This is a genomic window from Ruegeria arenilitoris (genome assembly GCF_013035315.1).
Classification (GTDB): domain Bacteria; phylum Pseudomonadota; class Alphaproteobacteria; order Rhodobacterales; family Rhodobacteraceae; genus Ruegeria; species Ruegeria arenilitoris_D.
On sequence record NZ_WQHP01000001.1, the window covers coordinates 125571 to 149740 of the forward strand.

Below are 24170 nucleotides of genomic sequence, written 5' to 3' on the forward strand. Positions count from 1 at the left end.
CAGATGCAATTGACCCTACTTAAGGCATTGGCATCCCAAGCAGAAAGCCAATCTATCCTGAGCCTGTTCGACAGCGACCCCAATCGTGCGGAAGGCTTCTCGACTTCGACCGGGGATTTGCTGTTCGATTATTCTAAAACTCAAATCACCGATGAGGTGCGCACGGCGCTGATCGCCCTGTGTGATGAGGCCGGTTTGGCCACACGCCGTGCGGCAATGTTCGACGGGGAGAAGATCAACGAAACCGAAGGGCGCGCGGTGCTGCACACGGCTCTGCGCAATCTGGACGGTGGACCGGTCGAGGTCGACGGTCTGGACGTCATGCCCGATGTTCTGGACACGTTGCAGCGCATGCGCGTCTTTGCCGAAGAGGTGCGGGGCGGTGCAGTCGCTGGAGTAGGGGGCAGTTTCACCGACGTTGTGAATATCGGCATTGGCGGCTCGGATTTGGGGCCTGTCATGGCCACCCACGCGTTGTCCCCTTATCATGACGGGCCTAGGCTGCATTACGTGTCCAACGTGGATGGTGCGCATATTGCCGACACGCTGCGTCAGCTAGATCCGACGCGGACGCTGGTGATTGTCGCCTCCAAGACCTTTGCGACTATCGAAACCATGACCAACGCCCGCACCGCGCGGGCCTGGATGGAGGATGGAGGCGGCGACCCGGCCCGCCAGTTCGCCGCCGTCTCCAGCGCGCTGGACAAGACACAGGCCTTTGGCATCCCCGAGGATCGCGTTTTCGGTTTCGCCGACTGGGTCGGAGGGCGCTATTCGGTCTGGGGACCGGTGGGTTTGCCGGTGATGATCGCAGTCGGATCGAATGCATTTGACGCCTTTCTTCGGGGCGGGCAGGCGATGGATGTGCATTTCCGCGCCGCCGATTGGGCAGAAAATATGCCGGTGATGCTGGCTTTGGTTGGCGTGTGGCACAGACAGGTGTTGGGTCATGCCAGCCGGGGAGTGCTGCCTTATGATCAACGTCTTCTGCGGTTGCCTGCCTATTTTCAACAGCTCGAGATGGAGTCGAATGGTAAATCCGTGGCCATGGACGGCAGTTCTTTGACAGTTCCATCGGGGCCAGTGGTTTGGGGCGAGCCGGGCACAAACGGCCAACATGCGTTCTATCAGCTGATCCATCAGGGCACCGACGTGATCCCCTGCGAGTTCATGGTCGCGGCCGAGGGGCACGAACCCGAACTCACCCACCATCACCGCTTGTTGCTGGCCAATTGCCTTGCCCAGTCCGAGGCGCTGATGCGCGGCCGGTCTTTGGACGAAGCGCGCCAGCGGATGGCTGATAAGGGGCTGGAGGGGGCTGAGCTGGAACGCCAGGCCCGCCACCGCGTCTTTCCGGGCAACCGCCCTTCGACGACGCTGATCTACCCCATGCTCACGCCTTTTGTACTGGGCCAGATCATTGCGCTTTATGAACATCGCGTTTTTGTCGAAGGCGTTCTGCTGGGCATCAACTCTTTCGACCAATGGGGCGTCGAGCTGGGCAAAGAGCTTGCCACCTCGTTGGGCCCGATTGTGAACGGGGAAGAGAGCGCATCCGGCAAGGACGGCTCGACCGCGGCGCTGGTTGCTTATGCAATGCGACATCGCGACCAGTAACGTGGTTTTCAACAGCCTGCCGTAGAGGCAGGCTGCATTCTTTTATTGTCAGACAATTAAATGATTGGCAGGGTCGTATCCTAGGGAGAGCTCTGAACACGTCGTGAAAGCGAACTAGGTGTTTCGGGCAAGTAGACAGCGCGGCCCAACGCAGGCGGTGCTGACAAAGGGAGGATGTCCATGCTGGGACAGATGATGACGCAGCCTTTGCTGATCTCGTCGCTGATTGATCACGCCGAACGCTATCACGGCCAGACCGAGATTTACTCGGTCGAAACCGATGGGACGGTCACCGAAACCAATTGGGCACAGGTGGCCCAGAACGCGCGCAAGCTGGGATCTGCGCTGACGAAACTGGGGCTTGAACCGCAAGACCGCATTGGAACGCTGGCCTGGAACAACCGGCGGCACCTTGAGATTTACTATGCCACCTCAGGCGCAGGTTTTGTATGCCACACGGTGAACCCGCGACTTTTCCCCGAGCAAATGACTTACATCATCAACCACGCCAAGGACCGGGTTCTGTTCTTTGATGCGACCTTCATCCCGCTGGTCGCGGCGCTGCATGAACACCTGACCGAAGTGCGCCATTTCGTTCTGATGGGCCCTCGGAACGAGGATGCCATCGCACAAATCCCTGATGTCGCGTTCTATGACGAGCTGATCGAAACGGGCGATGACGATTTCCAGTGGCCCAGCTTCGACGAGAATACTGCGTCCAGCCTTTGCTATACCTCGGGCACGACGGGCAATCCCAAAGGGGTTCTCTATTCTCATCGGTCTACCGTTCTGCACAGCTTCGGTTCGAACACCTGCGATGTCATCGGATTTTCGGCCATGGATGTAGTGCTGCCGGTGGTGCCGATGTTCCACGTAAACGCGTGGGGTTCCCCGTATGCCTGCGCAATGTCGGGTTCGCGCATGGTGCTGCCGGGGCCTGATCTGCATGGTGAAGCTCTGGTGAAGCTGATCGATACCTACGGCGTAACACTTGCCATGGGTGTTCCGACGATCTGGCAGGGGCTGCTGGCCTATGCCGCGCAATCGGGCAGCAAGCTGGACAGTCTTGCGCGCACCGTGATTGGCGGGGCTGCTTGCCCGCCGTCGATGATCGAAACCTTCCGCGAGACCTATGGCGTCGATACCGTCCATGCCTGGGGTATGAGCGAAATGAGCCCGCTGGGCACCACGAACTATCCGCTGGCCAAGCACCTGACGCTTCCAGCCGAAGAGCAGCACAAGCTGCGCGAAAGCCAGGGTCGCCCACCTTATGGCGTCGAGCTGAAAATTGTCGACGATGACGGCAAGCATCTGCCCCATGACGGCGTCACCCAAGGCGACCTATTGGTGCGCGGGCATTGGGTTCTGGACAGCTATTTCCAAATGCAGGATCAGGGGCTGCTACAGGACGGTTGGTTCGCCACTGGCGATGTCGCCACGCTTGATTCCGACGGGTATATGACGATCCGCGATCGGTCGAAGGACATTATCAAGTCGGGTGGGGAATGGATCAGCTCGGTCGAGCTGGAAAACATTGCCGTTGCACACCCGAAACTCGCCACGGCGGCTGTCGTCGGAGTGCCACATCCGAAATGGGACGAACGCCCCTTGTTGGTGGCGGTCAAAGCCGAAGGTGAAAACCCAAGCGAGGAAGAGCTATTGGCCTTTTTCGACGGCAAGATCGCCAAATGGCAGGTGCCGGACAAGGTCGTCTTTGTGGATGCGTTGCCATTGAATGCGACAGGTAAAATCCTGAAGCGCAATCTGCGCGCGGATTTCGAGGGTGCCCTGATGGGCTAAGTGCCAAATTGTGGAGAAAATGGCTCCGGCGGTAGGGATCGAACCTACGACCAATTGATTAACAGTCAACTGCTCTACCGCTGAGCTACGCCGGAACGGTTCGCGCCGTATAGCAACCTGTTTCTGCGGCGTCCAGAGGGTCGCACAACTTTTTTCGATGAAAAAGTTTCGCACCAAAACACACCCGTTGCGACAGGTATCAGAGTGTTTTGATTTGGAGAGATTTGGCTCCGGCGGTAGGGATCGAACCTACGACCAATTGATTAACAGTCAACTGCTCTACCGCTGAGCTACGCCGGAACTGAGGGGCGTATAACAACCTGTATTTTTGCCGTCCAGAGGGGAACTGCACCAAACGTCAAAAATTTTTGGAACCGTCAGGCCGAGCGGTCAAACGTGGCTTCAACTGACAGGTCGCCGGGCATTGTGACCTTTGATTTCCCATAAAGATCAACAAGATGTGCAAACACATTACGCTCGGCTGCCGGCAGCAAAGCCGTTGGGGTGTCGGTATAGATGCGCTCGGCCAGCTGCCGGGCGGTTCCGGGTTGATCTTCCAACGCAGCCAGGATCTGCGCTTCGCGTGTCTGACGGTGCGCGATCAGCCATTCGAGCCGCTCAGCAGGGTTCGAGATTGGCGCGCCGTGACCTGCGTGAAACACCGACCAATCGCGCGCTTGCAGCTTGTGACAGGCTTGCATGAAATCTGTCAGATCTCCGTCAGGTGGTGAAACCAGCGAACTGGCCCAGCCCATGACGTGATCTGCGGTAAAGCAAACATCACCCCACGCGAGGGCGATATGGTTGCCCAAATGGCCCGGCGTATGGATGACCTCAAGCCGCCAGCCGTCGCCGTTAATCATTTCGCCGTCGGCGACCTCGATATGGGGGCGGAACGCGGTATCGATCCCTTCGCCGCCACCGGCCAGACCTTGCAGCGCCAACTGGGTCATGACCGTGCTACGGCCTGACTGCGGCCCGCCAAAGGCCAGTATCGGCGCTCCCGTGCGTTCCGCCAGCGGGGCCGCCAGGGGAGAGTGGTCCAGATGGCTGTGGGTGACCACGATGTGGCTGATACGCTGACCGGGTTGCAAAGCGCTCAGAATCGCGTCGAGATGCGGTTCGCTCAGAGGGCCAGGATCGATCACGGCCAGGTCGCGTTCGCCCACCAAATAGGTGTTGGTGCCTCGATAGGTCATCGGGGACGGGTTTGGTGCAAGTATTCGGTGCAATCCCGGCTGCAATTCGATTGCTTGACCGACAGGTGGGTTGAAATCGTCAGGCGCCTGCATTCTGTGCTCTTTCTCTTGGCGGATCAGCCCGTTAGGTTTAGCGCATGTCCAGTCAATGGCTCAAACGATATATGCCACGCAGCCTTTATGCCCGGGCAGCACTGATTCTGGTTTTGCCGGTTGTCGTGCTGCTGCTGGTCGTTGGGATTGCCTTTTTGCAAAAGCACCTTGAGGACGTCACCGCGCAGATGACCAAGAGCGCAACGCGTGAAGTTCTGCTGTTGCTTGAGACGATGGAAGGGGCCGAGACGCAGCAACAGGCGATTGCGTCCATTCGACTGGATTTGGCGGCGTTGGACATGAAGGCGCGCTTTGTCGATGCCGCACAAGACCCGGCGACTGAACGACGCCGCTGGTACGATTTTATAGCGCCGCAGGTCGAAGGCAATTTGCGCACCGATTTGCCTGATTTGGTGTCTGTCGCGCTGCCGACGGGGGATGAGGCCCGGTTGTACCTTCAGACCGATCTGGGCCTGCTGCAAGTAACCCTGGATCGCCGCCGCTTGTCGCCCGCGGCGCCTCATCAGTTGATCGTGACGATGGTGTTCTTTGCCGTTGTCATGACCTCGATCTCGTTTCTCTACATGCGCAATCAGCTGCGGCCCATTACCCGCCTTGCGGATGCGGCACAGGCCTTTGGGCGGGGCCGGGTGGTGCCATATTCACCTGGCGGCGCGATCGAAGTTCGCGCTGCGGGCAGTGCGTTTCTGGAAATGCGTGCCAGAATCGAGCGCCAGATGGAGCAGCGAACGATGATGCTTTCCGGTGTCAGCCACGATCTGCGAACACCGCTTACGCGCCTCAAACTGGGGCTCTCCATGCTGCCTGAGGATGACGCTGCTCCATTGCAGCAGGACGTGGACGAGATGCAGTTGCTGCTGGATGCCTTCCTTGATTTTTCTCGCGGTGCAGCCGAAGGCCCGCCTGAGGCGGTCGATCCCGAAGCTCTGCTGCGTCAGATTGTCGATGACGCGCAGCGCGCCGGGCATCAGGCTGAGTTGGTGGCGGTTGAAGGCGACGGCACCGCGATGCTGCGCCCCACTGCAATTCGCCGCGCGGTCGAGAATCTGATTGGAAACGCGGTGCGATACGGAAATCGGGCAGAGATCAGTATGTCAATGTCGGCCAAGACCCTGCGAATCCGGGTCGAAGATGATGGACCGGGAATTCCACCCGAACAGCGTACCGAGGCGGTGAAACCTTTTTCCCGTCTGGACCCTGCCCGCAATCAGAATCAGGGTAGCGGTGTGGGGCTGGGTCTGGCGATCGTGGCAGACATCGCGCGCGCGCATGGCGGCGTGCTGCGGCTTGGCAAAAGCGAGCGGCTGGGTGGTCTTTGCGCCGACATTATTATCGGGCGTTAAATCGGGTCAGACGGTGGATTTGGTAGGCCCGGCAGGACTTGAACCCGCAACCAAAGCGTTATGAGCGCTCTGCTCTAACCAATTGAGCTACAGGCCCGCCTAGGCGCTTTGAGTACCACGGTGAACGCCCGCGTCAAGCCTGACCGTTGCAACATGCGCGACAATCGAATAACCCGCGCGGGAACCATTCATAAGGGGTTGGCCATGACGACGGGCAAGAACGGAATCACCTATGCCGATGCGGGCGTTGATATTGATGCGGGGAATGCTCTGGTCGACCGGATCAAGCCTGCCGCCAAACGCACCGACCGCTCGGGCGTGATGAGCGGGCTGGGTGGCTTTGGCGCTCTGTTCGATCTGAAATCCGCGGGATACGAAGATCCGATTCTGGTTGGGGCCACCGATGGTGTGGGTACCAAACTGCGGATCGCAATTGATACTGGGCTCGTCGACGGTGTGGGCATTGATCTGGTGGCCATGTGCGTGAACGACCTGATCTGTCAGGGCGCTGAGCCTCTGTTTTTCCTAGACTATTTTGCGACCGGCAAGCTGGACACGGATACCGCCGCGCGGATCATCGAAGGTATCGCTGAAGGCTGTGTGCAATCCGGTTGCGCCTTGATCGGTGGCGAGACGGCGGAGATGCCGGGCATGTACCCGGATGGAGATTTCGATCTGGCTGGGTTCTCGGTCGGCGCGATGGAACGTGGCGCGCATCTGCCGGCAGGCGTGCAAGCGGGCGATGTGCTGTTGGGGCTGGGCTCGAACGGTGTGCATTCGAATGGGTATTCGCTGGTACGCAAACTGGTTGAGATCTCGGGCTTGGGTTGGGATGCTGCGTCGCCCTTTGGCGACGGTACGCTGGGCGAGGCGCTTCTGACACCCACGCGGCTGTATGTGAAACAGGCCCTGCATGCGATCCGGGCAGGTGGCGTTCATGCGCTGGCCCATATCACCGGCGGCGGTTTGACCGAGAACCTGCCGCGCGTTCTGCCTGAAGGACTGGGCGCCGAGATTGATCTGAACGCGTGGGAGTTGCCGCCCGTCTTCCGCTGGATGGCGGAAACCGGTGGTATCGCCGAAGCCGAGATGCTGAAGACCTTCAACTGCGGCATCGGCATGATCGTCGTTTGTGACGCAGAGCGCGCCGACGATTTGGCCGCTTTGCTGGCCGAGGCTGGTGAAACGGTTTCGCGGATCGGCACCATCACAGACACAGCTGGCATGGCCTATTCGGGCAAACTGTTGTGAGCCACAAGCGCGTCGCAATCCTGATTTCCGGCGGTGGCTCGAACATGGTGTCGCTGGTCGACAGCATGACCGGTGACCATCCGGCGCGACCCTGTCTGGTTCTGTCCAATGACCACGATGCAGGTGGTCTGAAAAAGGCGGCGGACCGGGGAATTGCAACAGCAGCGGTCGATCACCGCCCGTTCAAGGGCGATCGCGCCGCGTTCGAGGCTGAGTTGCTGAAACCACTCGAGCAAGCCCAGCCCGACATCGTGTGCCTTGCCGGGTTCATGCGGGTTCTGACCGGTGATTTTGTTTCGCGCTTTCAGGGGCGGATGCTGAACATCCACCCCTCGTTGCTGCCCAAATACAAAGGCCTCAATACACACGCTCGCGCGATCGAGGCGGGTGATGCCGAGCATGGATGTTCCGTGCATGAGGTCACCGCTGCGCTGGATGACGGCCCGATCCTTGGGCAAGCACGGGTGGATATCGAAGCAGGCGATACACCCGATGCGTTGGCGGCCCGCGTGCTGGTCTGGGAACACAAGCTTTATCCTGCAGTGTTGCGCCGTTACGCCAGTGGAGATCGGACTCCGGTGTTGCTGCCCTGAACGTCTCAGGGTGATTTACACGCCCGTCATAATCGGCCTATGGTCGCCAATACGGCGGGGTACGGCAGTTAACGGACGATGAACCGCCACTGAGAACAAGAGCAAGAACAGCAGCGCGCATGAAAACCCTGACAACGACGCAAGAGCTGGCCGATTTCTGTAAGGCCGCGGCGGGATACGATTATGTCACCGTAGATACCGAGTTTCTGCGCGAACGGACTTACTATTCAAAACTCTGCCTGGTGCAATTGGCTGTGCCGTCCGAGGACGAAGACAGTGCGGTTCTGGTGGACCCGCTGGCCGACGGTCTGTCGCTCGACCCGCTTTACGATCTGTTCCGTGACGAGAGCGTCGTCAAAGTGTTCCACGCGGCACGGCAGGATCTTGAGATTTTCTGGGTTGAGGCGGCGGTCTTCCCCAAACCTCTGTTCGACACACAGGTCGCCGCAATGGTCTGCGGATTTGGTGAGCAGGTCGGTTACGAAACACTGGTGCGCAAGATCTGTAAGCAGGGGGTCGACAAAACCTCGCGCTTTACTGACTGGTCGCGCCGCCCGCTGTCGGAGGCCCAAAAGACCTACGCGCTGGCGGACGTTACGCATTTGCGGCAGATATATGAGCACCTCTCGGCGCAGCTGAAAAAGTCGCAGCGCAGCCATTGGGTGTCCGAAGAGCTGCGCACCCTGACCGAACCCGGAACCTATATCATCCGTCCCGAAGACGCGTGGAAGCGGGTCAAAACCCGGACAAACTCGGCCAAGTTTCTGGCCGTGGTGCGCGAACTTGCGCAGTTCCGCGAGGGTTATGCGCAGGACAACAATGTGCCGCGCAGCCGGGTGTTCAAGGATGACGCGCTGATCGAACTGGCCTCGACCAAGCCCAAGACGCCTTCTGATCTGGGTGGGTCACGCCTGCTGCTGCGCGAAGCCCGCAAGGGTGCAATTGCCGAAGGTATTCTGGCCGCTGTTAAACGCGGGGTGAATTGCCCCGCCGATGAATTGCCGCGCGTGGACAACAGCCGCGACAAGCTCAAGGTCAATCCGGCGCTGGCCGATTTGTTGCGCGTATTGCTCAAGTCCAAAACCGAAAGCTCGGGCGTGGCGGCCAAGCTGATCGCCACCAGCTCGGAACTGGATCAACTGGCTGCGGGCGAACGAGCGCTGCCGTCGATGTCCGGCTGGCGATTTGAGGTGTTTGGCGAAGATGCCCTGAAACTGTGTGACGGCAAGATCGCTCTGGCCGCCAAGGGGCAAACGGTCAAGGTCGTGGCGCTGCCGGGTTAACGGCGGCGCGACTCCAGCGCATTTTGCTCGGCCCGCACGCGGACCAGGCGCACACTGCGTAGCTCTTTAGCGCCGATATTGACTGCATCTGTGACCTGCCGCGATCTCTCTGTGCCCTGATTGGTCGCGTAGTCGGGATAGCTGACCTCGAACGTATATTCCACGATACCGTTTTGGGCGTTTTCTGGGTTCTCCACTTTGACGAGGCGGGCGTTGTAGGCACCCTGTCGGGCCGCAGTGCCGGCGGCATAGACAATTGCACCGGATGGGGTGGGTTCGATCCGCAGCTCATCGACGCGGGTGATGGGGAACCCGATCAATTCTTCATCTGGTCGACGAAACACCCCAGACCTTTCACGCTGTTCAGGGATCAGGGCATTGGCATCATTTGCTGGCGCAGTTTCAACCGGAGCAGGAGAGCTGGACCCGAACCAGTTTGTCGGATTCACGCGTGAATCGCTCCAACCGCTGCAGGCAGCCAGTGCCAGAGTGCCGACCATCAGAAGAGGAATTGATTTTTTCATGGTCCCAAAGCCCAGAGAAGTAATTTGAGCAATGGGTTATCGCACTTTCCAAAGTTTGAAAACCCACGGCAGGGCTGGACAGGTGCCTAACAGAGGCATAGGTCACAGATGTGAACGCAACAAGAAGGACAGCCGCGACATGGCAACGCCCGCCTTTGAGGACATCGTCGAGGATTTCGAGTTTCTGGATGACTGGGAAGACCGGTATCGCCATGTCATCGAACAGGGCAAGGCGATGGAGCCGCTGGATGATGCGTTCAAAGTGCCGGCCACCAAGGTGCACGGCTGCGCCAGTCAGGTGTGGTTGCATCCTGTGATTGAAGGTGGTGTTTTCCGCTTTGATGGCGACAGCGACGCGCTGATTGTGCGTGGACTGATCGCGGTTCTGCGATCATTGTATAACGGTCTGCCGGTGGCAGAGGTTCCCAAGGTTGACGCAGGGGGTGAACTTGCCCGGTTGGGTTTGAACGACCACCTGTCGGCGCAGCGGTCGAACGGCTTGCGGTCCATGATCGAACGTATTCGTGAGGTCGCGCAGGAAAACGCCTGACGCTCAGGCGCTCTGTGCGCGTGTTGCCCACTCGGCAAGGGTGGTCTCCAAATCACCATAACCGGTAAAACGACGCTCGAACGCCAAGCCCATCCGGTCCGCGCATTCCTGTGCGCGAGTAGTCAGGTCGGGGTCGTCTGTCTGGGCTTGGTAGACAAGTTTGGTGTAGTTGCCGAAATACATATCTCGCAGTTCAGGATGGCGATCCAGACCCAACGGTTTCCACACAAAGGCGTCGAACTGGCGAGCGAGGAAATCTGTTAGGTAAAACGCGGTGGTTTCATCGTCGCCATGCTTCTCAAATGCCTGATTTCCTTCAAAAAAGGAATAGCAATGCGGGCCTTTGATCATTTCGACCCCCATGTCCTGACAGGCCTTTTGCAATAGCCCTCCGGTGCCGCAATCCGCATAGACCACGAAGATCTGGTCATAGTTCCCGCGATGCTTGGCAACGGCTTCTTCGACGGCTTGCGTGATCCGTTCAGGATGGACATGCAAGATGGCGGGCAGGCAGGTCAGGCTCATGTGGTCCCAACCATTGCGTTGTTTCAGATGCAGAATTTCACGCGCCAAAGCACCGCAGGCCAGCAACAAGATGCGGCCGGTCTGACCTTGTTCGGTAAAGCCCTGCGTCGTCAGGCTGTCATCATCCGGTGTGTTGGTGTGCTGCATGGTCTTTTCCCTAGCCGGTAGCAGCATCAAAGGACGAAAGCCGGGCCAGGGCAAGCCCGGTTCCGACATCGCGTGTCAGGCCAGCGACGCCCGTGTTTCAAAGGATTGCAGCGACGGGCGGGCAGGGGGGCCGTAGGCTTTGATGCCCTGATCAGCCAGTTCCGGGAACAGCGCGAGGATTTCCTGCCGGGTGGCATCTTCGAGGCTGTTCCACGCCTGAATGCCGGGATGAAAGCTTTCGCTCAGACAGCCTTCGGCCCAGATCAATTCATGCTGGTCGAACATCAGGTGGTAGTAGGTCACCAACCCGCCGGACTGCATTACGATATCGTGGCCATTGACCAATTGTCTCGCCGGGGCGAGCGCTTCGGGGTGGCCAGTATGCAGCTCGACCCGCCAATCGCTGATCAGCATTCTGTGCTGTTGCGAGACGATAAGATCACGGTCATTACCGAGCGCGCCCTTTTTGATCAGGACCGGGGCAAACGCTCCGGTTGCGTTAACCTTACGTTGTCCGACCCAACGCAGCGTTTGCATCCCGCGATCCAGTGTTTGGATTTTATCGCCTGCGCGGAGATCTTGCACGGCAATGGGGCCTTTGGCCGTTTCAATCAGAGTTCCGGTTGTAAAGCAGGTAACAAGATCCCAAGTCTCACGGTCCGCCGTGAGGCCGGAAAAAGAATTACCTTGGACACTGTTAAAGGTGATGGATTGAATTGGTCCAGCTTCCAGTGCCGTTTGATCGGCGTTGTCGGAAAACTCGGGCATCAGATACGTGTTGCCGTCTATGTCCTGAGCCACGACCGCCGAAATGTTGGCCGTCGTTCCGTCGATGTAAGTGATTGTCGCGTTGTAGATGGAGGTGCCATCAAACGTCTGTGCGGGGCCGCCGTTGATCGAAAACTGTTCCGTTGGTGAGCCATCCATGTCGTAGACGCCGCCAAATACTTGGACGGGACTCCATGTGACAGCATCGGCCAGAAGGGCGTCACCGGTCCCGCCGAAAGTCAGTCCGACAAGCGCCGAAGCATTTTCGGCAACGTTGTTGCCTTCTGTGGTGTCAATATCTGGAAGAACGCCAAGTGAAATGGCCGTAAAGGTGGTTGGCACGGGAACCTCGAAACTTGTTTAACATCGTGTAGTAAGAACACTATTGAAAATTTGTAAAGGCTGTTGTCTCCAATGGTCATTGGCTCTCAGGAAAGTGAAAGGGCCGTCCAACATGGACGGCCCATCCGGAAAGTACATAGGGGCGTCACCCAGCCAGTTGGTTGTGCTTGCGCGATACAAACTCTTTGGCAGTTTCCACTGCAACCGCAGCGTCGCGGCAATATGCGTCGGCGCCGATGGCTTTGCCGAATTCCTCGTTCAGAGGCGCACCGCCTACAAGCACGATATAGTCTTCGCGCAGGCCCTGTTCGACCAGTGTATCGATGACCACCTTCATGTAGGGCATCGTCGTGGTCAGCAGAGCGGACATGCCCAGAATGTCAGGCTGTTCGGTTTCCAGCGCTTCCAGATAGTTTTCGACCGGGTTGTTGATACCGATGTCCACAACCTCGAAGCCGGCGCCTTCCATCATCATCGAAACAAGGTTCTTGCCGATGTCGTGGATGTCGCCCTTCACCGTACCGATCACCATCTTGCCCACGCGCGGCGCGCCGGTTTCGGCCAGCAGCGGCTTGAGGATTGCCATACCGCCCTTCATCGCGTTTGCGGCCAGTAGAACTTCGGGAACAAACAGGATGCCGTCGCGGAAGTCGTGGCCCACGATGGTCATGCCACCGACCAGAGCCTTGGTCAGGATGTCATAGGGGGTCCATCCGCGTTCCAGCAGGATGTTCACACCTTCTTCGATCTCTTCTTTCAGGCCGTCATAAAGATCGTCGAACATCTGTTCGACAAGTTCGTCGTCATTCAGTTCGGACAGGACGATGTCTTCTTCATCGGACATGGGGTATTTCCCTGTGCTGAGCGGACCGTTGGCCCGTGGTGGCATTTTTTCCGTTTTGGCCATTTCGTCGCAGTTAGACTGTGACGATTGCGACCTCGGCGGCTCCGGGACCGACCTATACGTCAAATTGTTTGCGATCACGATGGAATTTTCTGCAACAACATCCTGCAATCCGTTCACATCCGGGCAAAAACCTCAGGCAGATGTCGGGGGCGGGGTAGCTAGTCTTGCTTGTTGCAAGCGCGTTCCGTGTTTAAGACTAAAGCAGTGAGAACATAACGGGAACAGACATGCCTGCGTACGAGATCAAGGCCCGCGGTGTGGCCAGCAATGAAACAGGTAGATTCGAACGGTTTGCGACGGTCGCCTGCGACGACGGGTGGGCAACTGACGAAGAGCTCCCGCCGCTCAGGACTGAAGTGCGCGAAGAGGTTGCCCGCAGCGTGATCACCTATAACCGTTCGCCCGACTTGCCGTTTGATCGCTCGATCAATCCGTATCGTGGTTGCGAGCATGGGTGTGTTTACTGTTTCGCCCGTCCCAGCCATGCTTTTCTGGGTCTTTCGCCGGGATTGGATTTCGAAACCCGGCTGATTGCCCGACCGAACGCGGCTGGTGTTCTGCGGAAAGAGTTGTCAGCCCCACGATACAAAGTGGCGACGCTAGCGTTGGGGACCAACACCGATCCCTATCAGCCGGTCGAGAAACGCCTTGCGATTACTCGGGCTTGCCTGCAAGTTCTTCAAGCGTTTCACCACCCAGTTGCAATCGTAACCAAAGGAACCCTGGTCGAAAGAGACTTGGACATTCTGGCCCCGATGGCGCAGATGGGGCTTGTGCGGGTGGGCATTTCGTTGACGACGCTGGACCCGGATCTATCACGGCGGATGGAGCCGCGCGCGCCTTCACCCGCACGCCGGTTGGCGGCGATCAGGCGGTTGACCGAAGCGGGCGTGCCGGTCCGTGTTATGACTTCGCCCCTCATCCCGGGTCTAACCGATCACGAGCTGGAAAACCTGTTGGAAGCGGGGCGTGAGGCCGGGGCCGATGCTGCCAGTTGGATCATGCTGCGCTTGCCGCGAGAGGTTTCCGATCTTTGGCAGGCGTGGCTGCACGAACATAAACCCGCACGGGCCGAGAAAGTCATGTCCAAGCTGCGGGAAATGCACGGCGGTCGGGACTACGACCCGCGCTGGGGTTACCGCATGCGGGGCGAGGGGGAATATGCCGAGCTGGTGGCCAAACGGTTCAGGCTTGCGGTGAAACGTCTGGGGTTGATGACAAAAACAGCGCCCTTGCGTTGCGACCTGTTCGCCAAACCCGCGCAGGCGGGTGACCAGTTGAGCTTGTTTTGAAACGAAAAACGCCCCGGCGCGAGGTCCGAGGCGTTTTCAGGAATTTACCGGTGATCAGCGGTTTTCGATATCCACGTAATCGCGCATGGTTTCGCCCAGATACAGCTGACGCGGACGGCCGATCTTGTTCTGAGGATCCGCAATCATCTCTTTCCACTGGCTGACCCAGCCGACGGTGCGCGACAGCGCAAAGATCGGTGTGAACATCGAAGTCGGGAAGCCCATCGCCTCGAGGATGATGCCCGAATAGAAGTCGACGTTCGGGAACAGCTTTTTCTCCGCGAAATACGGATCTTCCAGAGCCTGCTTTTCCAGCGCCTTGGCGACTTGCAGTTTCGGGTTGTCCTCGATGCCCAGCAGATCCAGCACTTCGTCCGCCGACTGCTTCATGACTTTCGCGCGCGGGTCAAAATTCTTGTAGACGCGGTGACCAAAGCCCATCAGGCGGAACGGGTCATTCTTATCCTTGGCACGTTCGATGAACTCGGGGATGCGATCCACCGAACCGATCTCTTCCAGCATCTCCAGGCATGCCTGGTTTGCGCCGCCGTGGGCAGGACCCCACAAACAGGCGATACCGGCTGCGATACAGGCGAACGGGTTCGCGCCCGAGGACGACGCCAGACGCACGGTCGAGGTCGAGGCGTTCTGCTCGTGATCCGCATGCAGAGTAAAGATACGGTCCATCGCGCGGCTGAGGATCGGGTTGACCTCATACTCTTCGGCTGGAACGCTGAAGCACATGCGCAGGAAGTTGGACGCATAGTCCAGATCATTGCGCGGATACACAAACGGCTGACCGGTATGGTACTTGAAGGCCCATGCCGCAATGGTCGGCATCTTGGCGATCAGGCGGTGCGAGGCAACCTCACGCTGATGCGGGTCCGAGATATCGGTCGAGTCGTGATAGAAGGCCGACATCGCGCCAACCACACCAACCATGATTGCCATCGGGTGCGCGTCCCGGCGGAAACCGCGATAGAAATACTGCATCTGCTCGTGCAGCATGGTGTGGCGGGTGATGGTGGTTTCGAACTGCTCGAGATCCTTGGCGACCGGCAGCTCTCCGTACAGCAGCAGGTAGCACACTTCAAGGAAGTGCGATTTGCTCGCCAGTTGATCGATCGGATAACCGCGGTGCAGCAGCTCACCTTTTTCGCCATCGATATAGGTGATGGTGCTGTCACAGCTTGCGGTCGACGTAAATCCGGGGTCGTAGGTGAACACGCCAGCATCGCCGTACAGTTTGCGGATGTCGATTACGTCAGGACCAGCGGTCGGAGAATGAACCGGCAACTCGTACGTTTCACCATGGACTGTCAGAGTGGCTGATTTATTGCTGTCGGTCATAGTGTCCCTTCCTCATTCTTGCGCATGTCGGATCGCTGTCCGACACTGCGGGCAACGGCTGCGCGCGGGCGCGCAGTCCGGGTGTTAGCGGAGCAGCGTTACCCAAATGTGAAGCTTGGGTTTATGTCGCTGCGTCAGAAAGCCGTGCCAGGGTTTCTTCCTGTCCCAGCACAAGCATCATGTCAAAAACCGAAGGCGTTACTGCCCGACCTGCCAACACGGCCCGCAATGGACCGGCCAGTTTGCCGAACTTAACCCCTTTCGCTTCTGCAAACGAATTAAGGGTTTGCTCCAGTTCGTTTCGCGTCCAGCTAGCATTTTGCACGTGCGGCGTCAATTCATTCAGTATACCATCGGATACTGACGCCAACGCTTTCGCCGCTTTCTCGTCGGGTTCAATGGGACGAGATGTCAGAACAAAGTGCGCCTTTTCAAGCAGTTCCGGGAATGTGCGTGCCCGATCCTTGAGGCAATACATCGCACGTTCCAGATCACTGGATTGTGTTTCCGTGAGGTCAGGCAAATTCGCCGCGGCCAAATAGGCCTCGATCTCTTGCCGCAGTGCAGCATCATCGGCAACCGCAATGTGCTGCCCGCACAGGTTTTCCAGCTTTTTCAAATCGAACCGGGCAGGGCTTTTGCCGATTCCATCCAGATCGAACCATTCCTTGGCTTGCGCGTCGGTAAAGAACTCATCGTCACCGTGGCTCCAGCCCAGACGAGCCAGATAGTTGCGCATTCCGGCGGCAGGATAGCCCATTGCCTGATACTCTTGCGCACCCAATGCTCCGTGGCGTTTCGACAGTTTCTTGCCGTCCGGCCCGTGGATCAGAGGTATGTGTGCCCAGACCGGCACGTCCCAGCCCATCGCCTCATAGATCATCATCTGACGCGCGGCGTTGTTCAGGTGGTCGTCACCGCGGATCACGTGGGTCACGCCCATGTCGTGGTCATCCACAACAACCGCAAGCATATAGACCGGAGTTCCGTCCGAGCGCAGCAGAATCATGTCGTCCAACTGGTCGTTTCGGATGGTCACGTCACCCTGCACCTGATCGCGGATCACGGTTGTACCGTCTTGCGGGGCCTTGATGCGGATCACGTAAGGCGCGTCTGGGTGCGTGGACGGATCTGCATCGCGCCACGGGCTACGGAACAAAGTCGATTTGCCCTCGGCGCGGGCTTGTTCGCGGAAGGCGGCGATTTCTTCCTGGGTTGAGAAACACTTATACGCTTTTCCTTCGGCCAGCAGCTGACGCGCCACCTCTGCGTGTCGCTCGGCACCTTCGAATTGGCTGATCACATCGCCATCGTGATCCAGACCCAGCCACTCCATCCCCTGCAGAATTGCGGCGGTGGCTTCAGGGGTCGAACGCTCGCGATCCGTGTCTTCGATCCGCAGCAGGAACTTGCCGCCCCGGCCACGAGCGTAAAGCCAGTTGAACAGCGCGGTGCGCGCGCCGCCGATATGCAGAAAACCTGTAGGAGACGGAGCGAAACGAGTGACGACCTGATCGGACATTGTTTGGATTAACCTTTTGGTAACCGTGTCGGGCATAGATTGGCGCCTGTCTAACGAGCCCGAAGGACGGGGGCAACCATGCGTGTTCTGGCACGGGTCGAGACCGCATTACTGAACCAGACAGGGTATTTGTTTCAGTGGTCCCCGGTGTGTCTGGCGATCGGCATCGGTCTGTATTTCGGCCTCCGGTTTGAACCGGATTGGATGGTATACGGTGGCCTCGCGGTCACGATTGCCATTTGCCTGGAGATGGCGCGCAGGCTGCCGACTGGCTGGGCTACGTTGATAACAGGGGGGGCGCTGATCGCGGCCGGGTTCATCCTGGCGGGTGCACGCGCCCATACGGTGGCAGAGCCGGTCCTGTCATGGCGCTACTACGGCCCGGTCGAGGGGCGGGTCGTGGCCATGGACCGCTCTGCGTCGGATGCGCTGCGGGTAACGCTGGATCGGGTGCGCATAGGGGATGTGCCCGAAGACCGGCGGCCGCAGCGCGTCCGGCTTTCGCTGCACGGTGGGGCGGGTCCGTTGTTCCCTGGTCAAAGGATCATGACAACGGCCCATCTGTCCCCGCCGCAAGGACCTGTCGAGCCCGGCGGCTTCGACTTCAGGCGACACGCCTGGTTTCAACGGCTTGGGGCGGTGGGATACACACGCATTCCTGTTCTGATAGCAGCACCCCCAAGACCCGAAGGTGTCAGGGTCACTGCCTGGCGGATGGCAATTTCAACCCATGTTCAGACGATCCTGCCCGGCGAGGTCGGAGGGTTCGCCGCCGCAGTCACCACGGGCGATCGCAGTGGCATGGGGCAGGAAACACTGAAGTCATTGCGAGCATCGAACCTTGCGCATTTGCTGGCGATCTCGGGTTTGCACATGGGCCTGTTGACCGGGTTTGTATATCTGATGTGCCGGGTGTTGTTCTCGACGATACCGGTGTTGGCCCTGCGGTTTCCAATTCGCAAGCTGGCAGCAGTCTGCGCGATCATCGCGGGAACGATCTATCTGTTGCTTTCCGGTGGAAACGTCGCCACTGAGCGTGCCTTTGTCATGGCCAGCGTTATGCTGGGTGCGATTCTGATTGACCGGCGCGCCATTTCCCTACGGGCGGTCGCCGTCGCTGCGCTGATCGTTCTTGTGTTGCGGCCTGAGTCCCTGCTGAGCCCCGGTTTCCAGATGTCATTCGCCGCCACTACTGCGCTTGTGGCTGTATTCGGAGCCTTACGCGATTTTGGACCGATGCCTGGGCCCAACTGGTTAAAACCTGTTGCCGGGCTGCTGATGTCCTCGGCCATCGCAGGGCTGGCGACAGCGCCGATCGGTTCCGCGCACTTCAACACGATGTCGCACTATGGCCTTTTGGCCAACATGCTTTCCGTGCCCGTGATGGGCACGGTTGTGGTGCCATCCGCCGTGGTCGCTGCTCTCTTGGCCCCGTTTGGGCTCGAAGCATTGCCTCTGATGGCCATGGGACTGGGGTTAGAGTGGATCCTGACGGTCTCGGAATGGGTGTCGGGGCTGGGCGCGGCGCAGGGCTATGTGGTCAGCCCGCCGCGTTACGTCTTACCGATGATCGCCCTTGGTGGGCTGTGGATAGCACTGTGGCAGGGTCGCGTGAAATGGGTCGGGATCATACCAGTTGTCGCCGCAATGCTGCTGTGGGGGCAGGGGCAGCGTCCCGATGTCCTGATTGCGGATTCGGGTGGACTTGTCGGGATCATGACAGATCAGGGGCGAGCTCTCAGCAAGAAAAAAGGGAGCGGCTTTGTCGCCACCGTCTGGTTGGAGAATGATGGCGACGGCGCGGGGCAGCCGCAGGCTGCAAATCGTTAGCCGCAAGCAACAGGCGGCGTTCAGCGCTTGGAGTGGCTGGGCAAAGAGGTGTTGCATATCACAGGAAAACGCGCCGCGCAGGGGATTAGCGACTGCAAGGACAATCAGATCGTCATCTCAGCGGTGGCGTTGGACTTGAATGGAGGCTGCGAAGTGTTTGACCCCAAGCGCCTGCTGAAAACGGGCAGCCTGGCACTGATAGATGGCAAGATCACAACGAGCGCCGAAGTAACTGGAGACAGGCTCTGGTCCCCGCGTACCCGCGAGGACCGGGCGTTCAAACCGTATCAGTAACTGCGGATCAGGCCGACGAGTCGCCCCTGCACCTTGACCTTTTCTTCGGGCAGAACGCGGGTTTCATAGGCCGGGTTCGCGGCCTCAAGCGCGATGGCCTGACCGCGGCGGAAGAATCTTTTCAGCGTGGCCTCTTGATCCTCGACCAGTGCAACAACGATGTCACCATTATCCGCGACCGAGGTTTCGCGGATCACGACCACGTCGCCGTCATTGATCCCCGCATCGATCATCGAATCGCCACGCACCTCCAATGCGTAGTGTTCACCCTTGCCCGACACCATTGTGCCTGGCACAGCGACGCGGTGCGAAACATGGCTGATCGCCTCAATCGGTACACCGGCAGCAATGCGGCCCATCACGGGCAGCTCCATCGCGTCCACGGTCACGGGTTCAAAATTCGCAGGGCGGGGGCCAGACGGCCGGTCGCCCTCAATCACGCGCGGCTTGAAGGCCGCAGTAGGCTCGCCACCTAGGCTTTCGGGCAGCTTAACGATTTCAATCGCGCGCGCACGGTGCGCGAGGCGCCGGATAAACCCGCGTTCTTCAAGCGCCGTGATCAACCTGTGGATGCCAGATTTTGAGCGCAGGTCCAGCGCGGCCTTCATTTCGTCGAAACTGGGCGGAACACCATCCGCCTGAACGCGTTTGTGGATGAATTCCAACAAATCCAACTGCTTCTTGGTCAGCATTGCTCACACCTCGTCGGTCATGCGTTTTCTTTTGTTCTACGCATGTTCACGTTTTGTGTCAACGGATTTGAGCGCGCCTCAGATCGGCAGGTACTGAACCTTGTCTCCGGCAAGCAGGGCCGGATCGTGCGGTGGACGGACCAGCAGGGCGTTCGCTTGCGCCAAAACGCTGAGCAGCGAACTGTCCTGATCGCGACAGGCGCGGATGCCAGTCTCGTCGAGGGTCGCGCGCATGTAATGCTCACGTGGGCCATTCTTATCGAGTGGCTCAGTCAGGCGTGCGGTTTGGAACGGAGTCAGAACCTGTTCCACACCCAGCATTTGGCGAACCATGGGCAACAAAAAGAGGTACCCGCAAACCATTGCGCTTACAGGGTTTCCCGGCAATCCGACCATTGCCGCCTGACCAAGCCGACCCGCCATCAGAGGTTTGCCGGGGCGCATGCGGATTTTGTAGAACGACTGTTCCATTCCCAGACCGGCCGAAACATCGGACACCAGATCGTAATCACCAACCGACGCGCCGCCGATGGTGACCACCAGATCGGCCCCTTCGCCCAATTCGAACGCGGTGCGCAGAGACGAGACGGTGTCTTGGGCAATTGGAAGAACGCGCACATGGGCACCGGCCTCTTCCAGCAACGCCTTTAGGCCAAAAGTGTTCGACGCGATGATTTGGTCAGGTCCCGGAACATCGCCGGGCATCACAAGCTCATCGCCGGTGGAAATCAGAGCGATCACGGGCTTCCGTGAAACTGGCACGGCGGCGATATTCATGGCGGCCATCAGGGCGACATCTTCCGCGCGCAAGCGGCGTGGGGCCGAAATTTTGGTTCCAACGGTGAAATCAACACCGGCCGGTCGGATATTGGTTTTGGGACCGGGCAGGTCAGAGATCGTGATCAGATCTCCGCGACGCTCAGTATCTTCTTGAATAACAACGAAATCAGCACCTTCGGGGATCGGTGCACCGGTGAAAATGCGCACGGCCTGGCCGGGTCCGACAGAGCCCTGAAATCGCTTTCCGGCAGCCGACTCACCGATCACTTTGAACATCGCATGCAGCTCAACTTCGGTGGATTTCACAGCATAGCCGTCCATGGAAGAGGCTGCAAACGGCGGCTGGTCACGCGTGGCCTCGACGTCCTGTGATAGGACGCGCCCGGCGGCGTCGGACAGCGGAACCGTCTCGCCGGGCAACGGCGAGACCAGATCAAACAGCAGCGCGCGGGCTTCTTCGACGGTGATCATGTCGCCTCGTAACGCCCTGATTTACCGCCATCTTTCAGAAGAACGCGGATACCGCCAATCTCCATCGCTTTGTCCACTGCTTTGGTCATGTCATAGACCGTCAGCGCAGCTGTTGACACCGCTGTCAGCGCCTCCATCTCGACGCCGGTCTGGCCGGATGTCTTAACCGTCGCCTGAACCTGAACGCCCGGCAATTCGGGGTCCAATGTCAGTTCGACCGAAACCTTTGTGACTGGAAGTGGGTGACACAGGGGGATCAGATCGGGTGTTTTCTTGGCCCCCATGATGCCCGCAAGACGCGCGACACCCAGAACATCGCCTTTTTTGGCGCGACCTGCGGAAATCAGGTCAAAGGTTTCTTGCGCCATTTTGATATGACCAGCAGCAACGGCGACCCTATCGGTGACCTCTTTGTCCGAGACGTCTACCATATGGGCCTGCCCTTGGGCATCGAAATGGGTCAGCGGCATCACATCACTCCGGGTATCAGCGGATTGGCCAGCAGGTGGCGGGTTGCGGTCGCCACGTCATCCTGACGCATCAGGCTTTCGCCAATCAGGAAACAACGCGCGCCGTAACGGGCGATATCGGCCAGATCCTCGGGCGTACTCAGACCGCTTTCGCAGACGATTGTCCGGTCTGCGGGCACCAGCTTTGACAGGTGCCGGGTCGTATCAAGAGACGTCTCGAAAGTCTTGAGATTACGGTTATTTATCCCGATCAGACTGCTTTTCAGCTCAGCGGCGCGCTCAAGCTCTTCCTGATCGTGAACCTCAATCAGAACGTCCATTCCCCAGTCAAAAGCGGTCTGTTCCAGTTCCGCAGCCTGTTCGTCATCGACCGAGGCCATAATGATCAGAATGCAATCGGCCCCCAAGGCGCGCGCTTCGACCACCTGATACGGGTCGTACATGAAATCTTTGCGCAAGGCGGGCAGGGAGGTCGCCGCACGGGCGGCGGTCAGATACTCTTTAGCACCCTGAAAGCTGGGTGTGTCGGTCAAAACCGACAGGCATGCAGCCCCACCTTCTTCATAGGCTTGGGCCAGGGCAGGTGGATCGAAATCCGGGCGGATCAAGCCTTTGGACGGGCTGGCTTTCTTAACTTCGGCAATCAAGCCGTAACCCCGGCGCGCAGCGGTGCGCAGGGCGTCGGCAAAACCGCGGACCTCGGGGGCGCTGCGGGCTTCGCCTTCCAGCATCGCAAGCGGTTTCGCGGCCTTGTCGGCTTCGATTTCTTCCAGCTTGTAGGCTTTGATCTTGTCCAGAACCGTCTCGGTCATGCGGCCTCCTGCGTTATTCGGGCCAGTGCCGCGATTTTGTCTTTAGCTTTTCCGCTGTCGATGCTGTCTTTTGCTTTGGCGACGCCGTCTTTCAGGTCATCGGCTGCATCCGCGACAACCAATGCCGCAGCAGAGTTCAACAGAACCGCATCGCGGTAGGCCGACGGCGCGCCGTCCAGCAATGCGCGGAAGGCGACTGCGTTTTCTTCGGGCGTCCCGCCTAGAATATCCTCGAACGGATGCACAGGCAGGCCTGCGTCTTCAGGGTGCAGTTCCACTTCTTTGACCACGCCATCCTCGAGGGAGGCGACCCAGCTGACGCCCGTGATGGTCAACTCGTCGGTTCCGTCTGATCCGTGCACCAACCAGGCATGTTCGGCCCCCAAAAGGCCCAGCGTTTCTGCCATGGGCCGGATCAGATCGCGGCTGAACGCGCCAGTTAACTGGCGCTTCACCCCGGCCGGGTTCGTGAGTGGGCCAAGGATGTTGAAAATCGTGCGTGTCCCAAGCTCTTGCCGACTGGGCATGACATGGGCAATCGCGGGGTGGTGCATAGGTGCCATCATAAAGCCGATACCGGCGTCTTGCAGAGCCTTTTCAACGGTTTGCGGGCCGACCATCACGTTGATGCCCATCTGTCCCAGAGCATCTGCGGCACCGGATTTCGAACTCAGATTTCGGTTCCCGTGCTTTGCAACGGTGACACCCGCGCCAGCCACGACAAAGGCCGTCGCGGTCGAAATGTTCAACGTGCCTTTACCGTCGCCACCGGTTCCCACGATGTCCATCGCCCCGGCTGGTGCCTTTACTGCATTGCACTTTGCGCGCATTACAGCGGCGGCCGCGGCGTATTCGTCAACGGTTTCGCCACGGGTGCGCATCGCCATCAGAAGCCCGCCGATCTGGCTGGGCGTAGCTTCACCGTCAAACAAAATGCCAAAGGCCTGTTCGGCCTCGGCGCGGGTCAGAGGCCGGTCGGCAGCGGCTCCGATCAGCGGTTTCAGAGCGTCGCTCATGCGGGAACTTTCATCTCGGACAGGAAATTCTTGAGCAGGGCGTGGCCGTGCTCGGAAGCGATGGATTCAGGGTGGAACTGCACGCCGTGGATGGGCAGCTCTTTGTGCTGCAGGCCCATGATCGTGCCGTCCTCAAGCTCTGCCGTGATCTCAAGGCAGTCGGGCAGGGTGGCACGGTCAACGATTAGCGAGTGATAGCGCGTGGCTTCAAACGGAGAGGGCAGCCCGGCAAACACCCCTTTTCCGGTGTGGTGCATGGTGCCCATCTTGCCGTGAACGATTTCATGACAACGGACCACGTCGCCACCAAAGGCCTGACCGATCGTCTGATGCCCAAGGCACACGCCCATCAAAGGGGTTTTGGTCTCGGCTGCGGCTTCGGTCAGGGCGAGGCAAATCCCGGCTTGATCCGGATCGCAGGGGCCGGGGCTTAGCAGGATACCAGCCGGGTTCATGGCCATCGCTTCCTGCACGTCTAAGGCGTCATTTCGCCGAATGACCATTTCGGCGCCAAGTTCGCCTAAATAGTGTACGAGGTTGTAAGTAAACGAGTCGTAGTTGTCGATCAGCAGCAGCATTTGGGCACTTGTCTCGGCTTCGGCATTTCAGACTGGCGATGCAGCCCTTTGCCACGGTATAATGTCGGGACATACATGCTCAGGCTTGCGGGGCAGCGTC

23 protein-coding genes and 3 tRNA genes are annotated in these 24170 nt (G+C 59.0%); 10 read left to right on the forward strand and 16 right to left on the reverse strand.

The genetic code is table 11. The annotated features are described in order from the left end of the window. Window positions 1-3 precede the first annotated feature (3 nt). On the forward strand, window positions 4-1617 hold the full coding sequence (pgi, locus tag GOV53_RS00620) for a glucose-6-phosphate isomerase (RefSeq protein ID WP_170463471.1): 1614 nt from the start codon (window positions 4-6) through the stop codon (window positions 1615-1617). A 180-nt stretch (window positions 1618-1797) separates the two neighbouring features. After that, entirely contained in the window at window positions 1798-3417 is a 1620-nt protein-coding gene (locus GOV53_RS00625; protein WP_170463473.1) for a long-chain-fatty-acid--CoA ligase, read from the forward strand. A gap of 20 nt (window positions 3418-3437) precedes the next feature. On the opposite strand, the gene GOV53_RS00630 is transcribed toward GOV53_RS00625, so the two are convergent. From GOV53_RS00630 to GOV53_RS00640, 3 genes are all read right to left on the reverse strand, one after another. Beyond that, window positions 3438-3512, reverse strand: a tRNA-Asn gene (locus tag GOV53_RS00630). Window positions 3513-3642: 130 nt separating this feature from the next. Further along, window positions 3643-3717: transfer RNA gene (locus GOV53_RS00635), tRNA-Asn, on the reverse strand. 77 nt (window positions 3718-3794) lie between these two features. Beyond that, on the reverse strand, window positions 3795-4709 hold the full coding sequence (locus GOV53_RS00640) for an MBL fold metallo-hydrolase (protein WP_170463475.1): 915 nt from the start codon (window positions 4707-4709) through the stop codon (window positions 3795-3797). Between the two features lie 44 nt (window positions 4710-4753). On the opposite strand from GOV53_RS00640, the gene GOV53_RS00645 reads away from it, so the two are divergent. Then, window positions 4754-6073 carry an ATP-binding protein gene (locus tag GOV53_RS00645; RefSeq protein WP_170463477.1) on the forward strand — a complete coding sequence of 440 codons (1320 nt, stop codon included), beginning with the start codon at window positions 4754-4756 and terminating at the stop codon, window positions 6071-6073. A 20-nt stretch (window positions 6074-6093) separates the two neighbouring features. Here GOV53_RS00645 and GOV53_RS00650 read toward each other — a convergent pair. Beyond that, window positions 6094-6170 (reverse strand) — tRNA-Ile (locus GOV53_RS00650). 107 nt (window positions 6171-6277) lie between these two features. Between GOV53_RS00650 and purM the strand changes: the two genes are divergently transcribed. From purM to rnd, 3 genes are all read left to right on the forward strand, one after another. Then, complete coding sequence (purM, locus tag GOV53_RS00655; protein WP_170463479.1) at window positions 6278-7324, forward strand: phosphoribosylformylglycinamidine cyclo-ligase; 1047 nt, start codon at window positions 6278-6280, stop codon at window positions 7322-7324. Next, entirely contained in the window at window positions 7321-7917 is a 597-nt protein-coding gene (gene purN, locus GOV53_RS00660) for a phosphoribosylglycinamide formyltransferase (RefSeq protein WP_170424519.1), read from the forward strand. Before purM ends, purN begins: the two co-directional genes overlap by 4 nt. Window positions 7918-8036: 119 nt before the next feature. Then, on the forward strand, window positions 8037-9200 hold the full coding sequence (rnd, locus tag GOV53_RS00665) for a ribonuclease D (RefSeq protein WP_170463481.1): 1164 nt from the start codon (window positions 8037-8039) through the stop codon (window positions 9198-9200). Here the strand turns inward: rnd and GOV53_RS00670 are convergent. Continuing rightward, window positions 9197-9724, reverse strand: a complete 528-nt coding sequence (locus GOV53_RS00670) for a hypothetical protein (protein ID WP_170463483.1) — start codon at window positions 9722-9724, stop codon at window positions 9197-9199. The genes rnd and GOV53_RS00670 overlap by 4 nt on opposite strands. A 139-nt stretch (window positions 9725-9863) precedes the next feature. Here GOV53_RS00670 and GOV53_RS00675 point away from each other — a divergent pair, with 139 nt between their 5' ends. Next, on the forward strand, window positions 9864-10274 hold the full coding sequence (locus GOV53_RS00675; RefSeq protein WP_170424525.1) for a SufE family protein: 411 nt from the start codon (window positions 9864-9866) through the stop codon (window positions 10272-10274). Window positions 10275-10277: 3 nt separating this feature from the next. Here the strand turns inward: GOV53_RS00675 and GOV53_RS00680 are convergent, their stop codons facing one another. The 3 genes from GOV53_RS00680 to GOV53_RS00690 all read right to left on the reverse strand — a co-directional run bounded on the left by GOV53_RS00680 (window position 10278) and on the right by GOV53_RS00690 (window position 12900). After that, entirely contained in the window at window positions 10278-10946 is a 669-nt protein-coding gene (locus GOV53_RS00680) for a DUF1638 domain-containing protein (RefSeq protein ID WP_170463484.1), read from the reverse strand. Window positions 10947-11021: 75 nt separating this feature from the next. Continuing rightward, entirely contained in the window at window positions 11022-12056 is a 1035-nt protein-coding gene (locus GOV53_RS00685) for a Hint domain-containing protein (RefSeq protein ID WP_170463486.1), read from the reverse strand. A 145-nt stretch (window positions 12057-12201) separates the two neighbouring features. Then, window positions 12202-12900: a corrinoid protein gene (locus GOV53_RS00690; protein ID WP_170424530.1), complete on the reverse strand. Its 699-nt coding sequence runs from the start codon at window positions 12898-12900 to the stop codon at window positions 12202-12204. Window positions 12901-13190: 290 nt separating this feature from the next. Between GOV53_RS00690 and GOV53_RS00695 the strand changes: the two genes are divergently transcribed. After that, entirely contained in the window at window positions 13191-14255 is a 1065-nt protein-coding gene (locus GOV53_RS00695; protein ID WP_170463488.1) for a PA0069 family radical SAM protein, read from the forward strand. Window positions 14256-14309: 54 nt separating this feature from the next. Here GOV53_RS00695 and gltA read toward each other — a convergent pair whose 3' ends face one another. Both gltA and gltX read right to left on the reverse strand, forming a co-directional pair. Then, on the reverse strand, window positions 14310-15605 hold the full coding sequence (gene gltA, locus GOV53_RS00700) for a citrate synthase (RefSeq protein WP_170424534.1): 1296 nt from the start codon (window positions 15603-15605) through the stop codon (window positions 14310-14312). A gap of 121 nt (window positions 15606-15726) precedes the next feature. Beyond that, window positions 15727-17127 (reverse strand): glutamate--tRNA ligase, encoded by a 1401-nt coding sequence (gene gltX / locus GOV53_RS00705; RefSeq protein ID WP_170464517.1) that lies wholly within the window; start codon window positions 17125-17127, stop codon window positions 15727-15729. A gap of 78 nt (window positions 17128-17205) precedes the next feature. On the opposite strand from gltX, the gene GOV53_RS00710 reads away from it, so the two are divergent. Together GOV53_RS00710 and GOV53_RS21465 are read left to right on the forward strand one after the other, a co-directional pair. Further along, entirely contained in the window at window positions 17206-18957 is a 1752-nt protein-coding gene (locus tag GOV53_RS00710; protein ID WP_367648740.1) for a ComEC/Rec2 family competence protein, read from the forward strand. 27 nt (window positions 18958-18984) lie between these two features. Next, a complete protein-coding gene (locus tag GOV53_RS21465; RefSeq protein WP_367648741.1) occupies window positions 18985-19251 on the forward strand; it encodes a hypothetical protein in 267 nt (88 codons plus the stop codon). On the opposite strand, the gene lexA is transcribed toward GOV53_RS21465, so the two are convergent. The 6 genes from lexA to GOV53_RS00740 form a co-directional block, all read right to left on the reverse strand. Beyond that, window positions 19245-19943, reverse strand: coding sequence for a transcriptional repressor LexA (lexA, locus tag GOV53_RS00715; RefSeq protein WP_170424540.1), 699 nt, complete (start codon window positions 19941-19943; stop codon window positions 19245-19247). The two genes, GOV53_RS21465 and lexA, sit on opposite strands and share 7 nt — an antisense overlap. 78 nt (window positions 19944-20021) lie before the next feature. Next, entirely contained in the window at window positions 20022-21194 is a 1173-nt protein-coding gene (locus GOV53_RS00720; RefSeq protein WP_170463490.1) for a molybdopterin molybdotransferase MoeA, read from the reverse strand. Further along, window positions 21191-21664: a cyclic pyranopterin monophosphate synthase MoaC gene (moaC, locus tag GOV53_RS00725; protein ID WP_170463493.1), complete on the reverse strand. Its 474-nt coding sequence runs from the start codon at window positions 21662-21664 to the stop codon at window positions 21191-21193. Before moaC ends, GOV53_RS00720 begins: the two co-directional genes overlap by 4 nt. Further along, window positions 21664-22476: an indole-3-glycerol phosphate synthase TrpC gene (gene trpC / locus GOV53_RS00730; protein WP_170463495.1), complete on the reverse strand. Its 813-nt coding sequence runs from the start codon at window positions 22474-22476 to the stop codon at window positions 21664-21666. Before trpC ends, moaC begins: the two co-directional genes overlap by 1 nt. Further along, window positions 22473-23492: an anthranilate phosphoribosyltransferase gene (trpD, locus tag GOV53_RS00735; RefSeq protein WP_170463496.1), complete on the reverse strand. Its 1020-nt coding sequence runs from the start codon at window positions 23490-23492 to the stop codon at window positions 22473-22475. Before trpD ends, trpC begins: the two co-directional genes overlap by 4 nt. Continuing rightward, complete coding sequence (locus GOV53_RS00740) at window positions 23489-24070, reverse strand: anthranilate synthase component II (protein WP_170424550.1); 582 nt, start codon at window positions 24068-24070, stop codon at window positions 23489-23491. Before GOV53_RS00740 ends, trpD begins: the two co-directional genes overlap by 4 nt. Window positions 24071-24170: the final 100 nt, after the last annotated feature.